This window comes from Chroococcidiopsis cubana SAG 39.79, from assembly GCF_003991895.1.
GTDB classification, from domain to species: domain Bacteria; phylum Cyanobacteriota; class Cyanobacteriia; order Cyanobacteriales; family Chroococcidiopsidaceae; genus Chroococcidiopsis; species Chroococcidiopsis thermalis.
In genome coordinates this window covers 6,576-15,801 of the sequence record NZ_RSCK01000120.1, presented here as the reverse complement: position 1 = coordinate 15,801, position 9,226 = coordinate 6,576, and the positions used below count along the sequence as shown (strand labels likewise).

At 46.6% G+C, this 9,226-nt stretch carries 12 protein-coding genes; 9 read left to right on the top strand and 3 right to left on the bottom strand.

Annotated features, from left to right (window positions below; genetic code table 11):
• Positions 1-375: 375 nt before the first annotated feature.
• On the bottom strand, positions 376-1,506 hold the full coding sequence (locus DSM107010_RS33230) for an ISAs1 family transposase (RefSeq protein WP_127025023.1): 1,131 nt from the start codon (positions 1,504-1,506) through the stop codon (positions 376-378).
• 253 nt (positions 1,507-1,759) lie between these two features.
• Between DSM107010_RS33230 and DSM107010_RS40540 the strand changes: the two genes are divergently transcribed.
• The 9 genes from DSM107010_RS40540 (at position 1,760) to DSM107010_RS33185 (ending at position 7,139) form a co-directional block, all read left to right on the top strand.
• On the top strand, positions 1,760-2,137 hold the full coding sequence (locus tag DSM107010_RS40540) for a CPBP family intramembrane glutamic endopeptidase (protein WP_199755936.1): 378 nt from the start codon (positions 1,760-1,762) through the stop codon (positions 2,135-2,137).
• 35 nt (positions 2,138-2,172) lie between these two features.
• Positions 2,173-2,826 carry a GOLPH3/VPS74 family protein gene (locus DSM107010_RS33220; protein WP_106168172.1) on the top strand — a complete coding sequence of 218 codons (654 nt, stop codon included), beginning with the start codon at positions 2,173-2,175 and terminating at the stop codon, positions 2,824-2,826.
• 37 nt (positions 2,827-2,863) lie between these two features.
• Entirely contained in the window at positions 2,864-3,718 is an 855-nt protein-coding gene (locus tag DSM107010_RS33215) for an SDR family oxidoreductase (protein ID WP_106168174.1), read from the top strand.
• Between the two features lie 61 nt (positions 3,719-3,779).
• On the top strand, positions 3,780-4,757 hold the full coding sequence (bla, locus tag DSM107010_RS33210; RefSeq protein WP_106168171.1) for a class A beta-lactamase: 978 nt from the start codon (positions 3,780-3,782) through the stop codon (positions 4,755-4,757).
• The gene (locus DSM107010_RS42595) at positions 4,741-5,169 is read left to right on the top strand and encodes a CPBP family intramembrane glutamic endopeptidase (RefSeq protein ID WP_106168170.1); all 429 of its coding nucleotides are present in this window, start codon (positions 4,741-4,743) and stop codon (positions 5,167-5,169) included. Before bla ends, DSM107010_RS42595 begins: the two co-directional genes overlap by 17 nt.
• 28 nt (positions 5,170-5,197) lie before the next feature.
• Positions 5,198-5,986: a CPBP family intramembrane glutamic endopeptidase gene (locus DSM107010_RS33200; RefSeq protein ID WP_106168169.1), complete on the top strand. Its 789-nt coding sequence runs from the start codon at positions 5,198-5,200 to the stop codon at positions 5,984-5,986.
• A gap of 128 nt (positions 5,987-6,114) precedes the next feature.
• Positions 6,115-6,402 (top strand): hypothetical protein, encoded by a 288-nt coding sequence (locus DSM107010_RS43365; RefSeq protein ID WP_106168168.1) that lies wholly within the window; start codon positions 6,115-6,117, stop codon positions 6,400-6,402.
• Positions 6,403-6,420: 18 nt separating this feature from the next.
• Complete coding sequence (locus DSM107010_RS33190; protein ID WP_106168167.1) at positions 6,421-6,798, top strand: hypothetical protein; 378 nt, start codon at positions 6,421-6,423, stop codon at positions 6,796-6,798.
• 56 nt (positions 6,799-6,854) lie between these two features.
• On the top strand, positions 6,855-7,139 hold the full coding sequence (locus tag DSM107010_RS33185) for a hypothetical protein (RefSeq protein WP_199755934.1): 285 nt from the start codon (positions 6,855-6,857) through the stop codon (positions 7,137-7,139).
• Between the two features lie 797 nt (positions 7,140-7,936).
• On the opposite strand, the gene DSM107010_RS41710 is transcribed toward DSM107010_RS33185, so the two are convergent.
• Positions 7,937-8,335 carry a transposase gene (locus DSM107010_RS41710; protein WP_241994443.1) on the bottom strand — a complete coding sequence of 133 codons (399 nt, stop codon included), beginning with the start codon at positions 8,333-8,335 and terminating at the stop codon, positions 7,937-7,939.
• Positions 8,328-8,819 (bottom strand): helix-turn-helix domain-containing protein, encoded by a 492-nt coding sequence (locus DSM107010_RS41705; protein WP_241994442.1) that lies wholly within the window; start codon positions 8,817-8,819, stop codon positions 8,328-8,330. Before DSM107010_RS41705 ends, DSM107010_RS41710 begins: the two co-directional genes overlap by 8 nt.
• Positions 8,820-9,226: the final 407 nt, after the last annotated feature.

Sequence of the window (9,226 nt, the reverse complement as noted above, 5' to 3'; positions counted from 1 at the left end):
AGTGCGTTTCAAGAATCGAAGCATAGCGCCGTAGCAGTGCCTCGAATGGGTTTGCTTTACGGCTTTACAGGGATTGGCAAAACGACTGCTACTGCTTGGTTGGTGAATAAAGAAAATGGGATTTATGTCAGAGCCACCAGGGCAAACGCATCTAATAAAAGCATAATGAAATACTAAGAAGCGCTTTGGGCTAAAAATTCTGGAAATAGCAGAGCGGAGTAATGCTTTAGGCTAAATTGGGAGGTTATAAGCCTTAGATTTTCTTCTATAAACTCCTTTAGCTAATAAATTGATGCGTAAAATCCTAGACTATCTTCAATACATACTTCAATGCAGAAATAGCCTAATCTTGCAGCTAAATTCTGCGTTCAGCTTTTATCCAAACAGAACTTTAGCGAGATATTCATTATCCCAACCAGCTTTTAGTCGTTTGTTTTTTATCCCAGTTTTTACTGATGTATTTTGTTGCAGGAGACTGTGAGCTATGTGACGTAGTACAGCAAAGTTTTGGGGAGCATTATCCTTTCTAATGCGACTATCATCCTCCCGAAATGCTACATCTAATACCCAGTGCAACGAGTTTTCTATTCCCCAATGTTGCCGCACTGAATCAGCAAGTAATTTGGCGTTATTTGCTAGACTGCTAATAAAATAACGAGTCTCAATTTTGGTTTTACCGTTGACCGTTCTCATTACATCTAGGCGACCTATACTTTGCAGATTTTGCCATTTGCCTTCTGGATCTATTTGATTCTGAACATTACTCAACTGGACACAATACCTGGTTTCCTCTCGACTATGACTTTCTTCTGAGCGGCGGTTTGAGCTATGTGTAAATCCTTCATATCGGTTTTTTAGTGCTTCGGAAAATAATGCTTCTACTCGTTTATATAGTGAGCCTTGGTTCTTTTTTAAACTGATAACGTAGTCTGCTTCTTGCCCAGCTATTAGCTTAACAATGTCTTTCTGGCAGCCCATTGCATCTATTGTGACAATACACCCTTGTAGCGACAACACCTTAAGCAACTCTGGGATGGCTGTAATTTCATTCGATTTCTCATCAACTTTAACTTGTCCTAACACTAATCTTTGTTCAGTCGCCCAAGCGCTTACCATATGAATAGCTTTTTTATCACCTCCACGCTCGTAGGAATGGCGCAGTGTTTTTCCATCTATTGCAACGACTTCTCTTGCAACGACCTTACTAATAGACTTAACCCAATTCAAAAAACAATTTTGAAATTGTTCTGGATCTAAACGACTAAAAACTCTAGAAAAAGTATCATGACTTGGAATCCCATTCGGCAATTCTAGAAACTGCTTCAACCATTGATGTTTAGCTTGTCCGTAAATTTCCATCTCTACCCAAGTATCTGCTCCACAAATGACTGCACAGATAGCAATGGTAATGATATCAATTAATTGATGTCGCTTAGTTCGCTCAACTCTTGGATCTGGCATCTGGGCAAAATGGTCGGCGATACTAATTTTAGGCTTCAACTTCATTAAACACAGCCAAGACGCTTATTTCTCCATAAAAGTATTTGTTCCAGAATATCACTTTAAGCTTGGTATAAATTTAGATGCGTTTGCCCTGGCTGCATGGACCGGCGTCGCCACCCTCATCGCGTTCACGGCAGCCGCGCGGCTGCGGATTCCTTCCCTGAGCGCCTTCGGTGTACGCCGAACCTCCAGTCGCTGGCTTCTGACCAGTGTTGGCGTAGGGCTGGTTGCCCTTGTGCTCAAGGGTCTGGCGATCATGACCTGGATCCAGATCACCGGGGACACGGACAATGTTCAGGATGTTTATGCAGAGGGTGGTCGCGGCGGGTTACTGTCTCTGGTTTTGTCCACAGTATTGATCTCCGTCTTCTCACCCTTCGGCGAGGAACTGCTCTATCGCGGCATCGTCACCAACGCGCTGCTGCGCTACGGCTCGTTCGCTGGGGTGGTGGGCAGCACTGTGATCTTCGCCCTCATGCACGGTATTAACATTGTCTTTCCGGCGGCCATTGTGGCCGGTCTCGCTACCGCTGAGGTCTTCCGTCGTAGCGGCTCGATCTGGCCCGGTCTCGTCGTTCATATTGTTTTCAACCTGCCCACAATCCCGATCATGGTGCTCGTTGGCACGGGCTGAAAGAAACCGCAGCATACCTCAATCAGGAATTCATCATGCAATATCTTTCACAGGATTTAATCCTGCTTGCACTCAATCCCCAAACTGGGAAAACTCGCTTCTCTTGGTACTCTGCACTCGACTATGGCTTGGTCGGTTCTTTATTACTAGACTTAGTCCTGCAAGGCAAACTTGAAATCGACAACGACAATCGTGCGATCGGCGCGATCGCAGGCAACACAGGCAATGAATTCTTAGATCAACGCCTCAGTGAGGTTCTAGCATCGTCTTGTCCTCGAACTGCAAGGTTCTGGGTGACTCGTTGGAGACGAAGATACAGAGGAATTCAACCGATTGTGTTGCAGAACTTAGTTGATTTAGGTGTTTTAGAACGACAAGAGCAACGCATTCTTGGACTGTTCCCAACGCAGCGATATTTTCTAACCGATGAATCTATGCAACGCGAGATTGTCCAGCAAGTTCGTGCAGCCGTGTTAGAAGGCATTGGACTGGATTCTCGGATGGCAGCATTGATTAGTTTGATGCAAGCCTCTCACCTGACCGATGCGGTGTTCAGACCTGAAGAACGTCCTGAAGCGCGATCGCGAATTAAAGCGATCGCAGAAGGGGAGTTGGTCGGCAAAGCAGTTTCAAAGGCAATTTTTATCATTCAATCAACCACGACTCTGGGTGCAATCAATAGCGGATGAAATCGTTAGGGGTTTTATAGTATTTCAGGATAGTCAAATGATTTTAGTAACTGGCGCAACTGGGATCAACGGTACAGAGATTGTCAAGCGACTCGCAGCGCAGAACATGCAAGTCCGCGCAATGGTTCGTAACCACGATCGAGCAAAGGAGATTGCACTCCCGAATGTTGAAGTGGTGGAGGGGAACTTTGACCGCCCTGAGACGCTGTTGGAGGCGCTGACTGAAGTGGACAGTGCCTTTCTCTTGACGAACTCTACAGAACGCGCAGAAGCGCAACAACTTGCGTTCGTTGATGCGGCACGTCAAAGTAGTGTCAAGCATATCGTCAAACTATCGCAATTTGCAGCCGATGCCCATTCGCCCGTGCGCTTTTTGCGTTACCATGCCGCAGTCGAAGCGGCAATCCAAGCATCAGGAATGACGTACACGTTTCTGCGTCCCAACCTCTTTATGCAGGGCTTATTAAACTTTAGATCGACGATCGCAAGCCAAAACGCCTTTTATGCAGCGATCGACAATGCAAAGGTGAGCGTGGTAGACGTGCGCGACATTGCTGACGTTGCTGTAGCTGCTCTGACCAAAGCTGGGCATGAAGAAAAGATTTACGATCTCACGGGTTCACAGGCGCTAACACATACCGAGATGGCAGAATATCTCTCTGCTGCCCTGAAGCGTCAGATTGCGTTTGTCGATGTCCCCCCCGAACAGATGCGGGAAGCAATGGTTGGCTTTGGGATGCCAGCTTGGCAAGCCGATGGACTGATGGAAGATTACGCCCATTATCGACGCAATGAGGCAGCAGCGATTGCTTCCGGGATAGAAGATGCGACTGGCAAAGCGCCTCGTCAGTTCAAGGACTTTGCTCGTGATTACGCAACGGCATTTAGCTGACTTCCGAAATTGAACGATCGACAAATATAGCTCTAGTTGTTCGCAATCCTGGTTCGATAATATGATTCGAGTGCTCAAAAAAGACTGGTTCTACTCATGTTGCTTGTTTCTTCTAAGTGTTTTACTGACTGTTGGTTGCACAGGCGTTAATTTTGGAAGTAGGGAAGTCACCTCAAACCGCCCAACAGCTTCGTCAAGCGAGATTACAACAGCTACGACTGAGCGCACAAACGCATTACGCGATCGCATTGGGCAGATCTCTCAAGCGGCTCAAGGGCGGGTTGGGATGACAGCTACAGTGCTGGAATCTGGAGAATCAGTGTCTCTGAATGGGAATCAGCACTTTCCAATGCAAAGCGTTTACAAGTTGCCGATCTCAATGGCGGTTCTGAATCAAGTCGATCGAGGAAATCTCAAGCTAGATCAGAAGATTCGGATCGAGGCAAGCGATATTGTCCAGGGAAGTCAAGTACTAGACGAGAATTCGCAAGGAAAGGAATTCAGTCTGTCTGAACTCTTGCAATACATGGTTTCTAAAAGTGACAACACCGCCTGTGATGTACTGCTGCGGCTCATCGGTGAACCGCAACGTGTCACGGAATATTTAAGCAGCCTTGGTATAAACGACATCGTTGTAGCGAACACAGAGAAGGAGTTAGCGCAAGATTCAACCGTGCAGTATCGCAACTCTGCAACACCCGATGCAGCAGTAGTTTTATTACGCACATTATATGAAGGACGAGGACTTTCAAAAACCAGTCAAGCGCTACTGTTGCAATGGATGACAGAGGCTCAGACAGGTCTAAAGCGTATCAAAGGACTGTTACCAGAGGGAACGGTCGTAGCACACAAAACGGGTACTTCGTCTACTGTGAATGGAGTAACAGCGGCAACCAATCATGTGGGACTCGTAACGCTTCCAAGTGGTCAACATTTGGCGATCGCAGTGTTTGTTTCAAATTCTCAAGCAACTGATGTAATCCGAGAGGAGGTCATCGCAAAGGTGGCAAGGGCAGCATGGGATGAATGGAGCAGATGAAGTTTCTTTCGTACTCAGGAGGGGACTGGCGGTTCTGGTCTGGATTGGGATCACTGGGAACACCGAAAACATTCAGGGGGTGTACGTCCAAGGTGGTAGTGGCGGGACGCTGTCCCTGGTTCTGGCTACGGTGTTTCTGGGTCTCCTCACACCTCTTGGCGAGGAGTTGGTTTTCCGAGGTGTCATCACCACCGCCCTGCTCCGTCATGGTGTGGTTCTTGGGGTTGTGGGCAGTACCTTGATCTTCGCGATCGCTCATGGCTTCAATATCGTCTTTCCTGCGGCTGTGGTAGCTGGTCTTGCCACCACCGAAATCTACCGCCGCAGTGGATCGATCTGGACTGCTGTTGTCGTTCATGTCGTTTTTAACTTGCCCACAATTCCGGTGATGGTAGCTGCTGGCATGGGCTAATAGGACGGATCATTTGGAGATTAAATCAATGGCAATTTTGAAACAATTCGGGATTTTATTTGTATTGGGCAGTGTGGGAATTGTGATGTTTACGATCGCGTCTATTCCTTTAGTCGAGCAACAGTTGGCAAAACTGTCGCCAGAAAACCTGGCAAAAGTGCCGCCACTGTGGACTTTAATGCTTCTGCAAGGACTACAATATTCAGTTCTACTGGCAATCAGCATTCTGATCGGAATTGGTTGTGCCTATCGTGTTGGATTACGCTCCCATTTGATCGATCGTTGGGTGTTTCACATCGCCAAGTCTCCATCTTTTGCCGTTGAGATGAAGTGGAGCTTGGGTGTGGGTGCAGCGGCAGCGATCGTTATTTTGTTGCTCGATCGGTTGATGCAACCTGTTCTACCTGAAGCGCTACGGGCAGCCAATAATACAGAGCCAAGTTGGTTGAATTTGCTCACAGCAATGTTCTATGGCGGCATCACTGAGGAAATTTTGATGCGCTGGGGTTTAATGTCGCTGCTTGTTTGGATCGCGTGGAAAGGGCTAAAACAAGGCGTTACGTTGCCAAGTCAAGGGATTTACCAGGGTGCGATCGTTCTAGCCGCGTTGGTATTTGGACTACTACACCTGCCAGCGACTGCCGCGATCGTTCCCCTTACTCCGCTTGTGATTATCCGAGCGTTGTTACTGAATGGAATTGCTGGCATTGCTTTTGGCTGGCTCTTTTGGCAATATTCGCTAGAAGCTGCAATGTTAGCCCATATCAGCTTTCATGCTTTTACCTCTGTTCTTAGGGTACTGGCAAGGTTGGCTTAAGTTTTGGAATAAACCTCGTCGGGTTAGCACTGCCCACAAAGCTTTACCGTGAAAGGCTTTAAAGATGGTGGGCATCGCCCACTACTTGAATTGATGCTCAACTTTACAGTTTTAAGGTGGTAAATCAAATGATTAAGTGCAAAGATTTTGCGCCTCGGATTACTCAACGAGGACCCTTCGGCGGAGCTTCCGAGTATGAATCCTTCTCTGATGTGGTTAGTACTGCAAATCAGTGGATCGAAAGTAGAACAATACAGGTGATCAATGTGGAAACCGTTGTTTTGCCCGATCGAATCGAAGGCACAAGTGATGGTGACTACGGATTGACGATCAGTAATAGTTTCCACCCAGTGACGATCAGTCAAGGCGTGACAATCAACTGCTTTCAATGTGTGCGTGTCTGGTATAGAGAATAAGCTCTATTGGAGAAAACAATGAAACGATTTACTCTGTTTACTTTCCTGTATCTCGCGCTGGGAGTCTGTCTGACAGCGAGCGCGCTTGGATACCCAAATCTGCCTTCGGGTTTTCAAACCAGCTTGTTCGTCAGTGCAGGAGTATCCTACATCGTCTGTCTCCTCAGCACCTTCCTATTTTGGCGCGAGACGACGATCCGCTTCTATCGCAGACGGAATTCAGCGGTCATTCTACCCTGGTTGGTGATTGGATTCAACATTATTTGGACGATCTGGGAGGTTCAGAGTCAGAACTGGGCGATGGAAGCCATTTTACAAGCGTTTTCGCGGCTAATAGTTGTCTTACTGTTTGCAGAAATCATTGTTGTTACATGGCAAGTGAATCCTGAACGTTAATGTCTGTTGTGGATGATGCCGAAATGAACTAGAACCAATCCATCAGGAGAACAATCATGAAACCTCGAACTATTTTCGGATTACTAACGCTCGCTATCGGATTGCTCGGAGGCGCATTCACTCATCGGGCGATTGCACAAAGCATTCCTTCACAACAACCATCACCGATTCTGATTACAACTGCCTACACTGATTTAACCTTACCCACCTTGCGCCAAGGAGATCGCGGCAGAAACGTACAATTGTTACAACGCATTCTTCAAGACAATAGTCATCAGCGCCCAGATTTTGGACTTTGGACAGCAGCTCTTGTCACTGCACTAGCAAGTCTCGTCAACTGATGATTTGTTGACACACCTAGTTTGGATGAACGAGTCAAGTTAGTTAGGGCTGTGTTTTCATTTGAGGTACGAGCTGGCGCACATTAATTTCCAGAAATTTACTCTGAAAGAAAAAGCCGAGAAGAATTAGCGATCGGTAATGAATAAACTGACCAAACTAGGATACACCGTTCAATTCCACTAACCACCCATCTCGGTAACACGGCTCAAACAACTTCGTGTAATAAGTGACGAATATATACAAATGATGCACGGTTTGGAAAAAGGTAGTGGTGAGTATAGCGAAGCGTGTCACTACAATTGGGGATATCGGTTAGCACAAATGTCAAAGTGCGATCGCGTCCGGTTATGAGTATCTTCACCGATTTATTTACTAGAAGTATTGACAGCCTCAAGTCAGTGCGATGACAATAGTTTTGAAGATTGGTAGTGGGTAAGGAGGCATTTTGTCAGCTTGCTTTTTTTGTGTTTATCCGCGCTCCTTGCTCTTAGGCGAGCAAGCTTTGATACACGAACGAGTAGAGCTAGTTTTCTCTACAAGCACGATCGCTGCTTGCGCGTACCTAATCTTTAGCTGTTGATCTTCATGTAGCTATAAATTTTTATGTATCAAATGTACTAACCAGAGCATAAAATAGTGAACAGTCTAGGCAGCTGCACAAGCAACGTGCTTCTCGTGAAAGAAGTTTTGCACAACTGTTGGTTGACGCTGCGTGCTTTGTAAATAGCTGCGGACGTTGTCAATCATCTCACTTTTGTTTTTGGCACGTTGTCGCCCTACAGCATTGGCTTTGACATCATGGTTGAGTAATTCGCGTCTGATTCAATTCGGGACTATAAGCGGGCAAGAAAAACAAGCGGATGCGTTCGGAATGCTTTGCTAGCCATTGATGGACTGCACGAGAGCGATGTACCGGATGACCATCGACAATGAGAAAAATCTTCTGCTCACTTTGACGCACCAAGCGACGTAAAAAGTCCAGCATCACTGTAGAATCAAAACGTTGTACAAACAGCTTGAAGCACAACTGGCCACGATTAGTAATCGTTGAAATCATGTTACAACCAAAACGCTGTCCTGTGGCTGGTATGACTGGCGTTTTTCCCACCCGCCCGTAGGAACAACCCGCTTGGTAGTCAGAACGGACACCCATCTCATCGCCCCAATGAATCTCCGCTTTGTCGCATTTAGCCATGCGACAAATTTCTGGGTATTCTGTTTCCAACCATCGCTTCACAGAAGCGTGGATCTTGTTCGTAGGCACGGCGTAATGGTTTTTGTGGTGTAAAGCTCCATTTCTTGAGATAACGCCCCACTGTCCACACCGACACCGATAAATTGAAGCGCTCTGCTAAAAATTGTTGTACCGCTTCGCGCGTCCATAAATAGAAGGGTAAGTTCAGTTGCTCTGGGCATTTCTGCTCCATCAGCCGCACAGCTGTAGCTGCTTGATGGGGAAGTAGCCGCGAACATTTGGGGCGACCTCGCTTTTTGGCTTTTAATGCTTTTGTGCCAACGCTTGCTATGGTTTTCGTCCAATGATGAACTGCTGTGCGCGAAACCTTGAATACACGCGCTGCCTCTGACTTACTCATCCCATTTTCTACTGCATTTACGACTCGATATCGCAAGGCTTCTTGAGCGGATGGTGATAGGTGGCGAGCGTCTTTGAGTTTCATGTTTACAAAGGACGTAGCTACATCTCTTATGTTAACTAATTCACGCTCCGGTTAGTAAATCATCCGAGCTTCAAGAATACATTTGTGAAGCTATTTGGCGAGAAGCCGAGCAGATAAACTTAGCACAATTTGCTCGACAAGCCCAACTTGTCTACAAACTCCTAAACCAGGAAGTCAAACAATCTCGTCAGCGGGGACAGGCATTGCTACGCAAAATTGCTAAAGATCCAATGTCAATCTTGGGTCAGGTACAAGAAATCTTACCACTAGTACAGTCCCATCTGTATGACTATCCTGCACTAAGCGCGATCGCCCAAGCAATGGCAACGACAGAACCGCAAAAGACACTACCACAAATGTCTTCCAAGCAATACGAAGCAGAGTTAATACAACTAGAAGCAGATGAG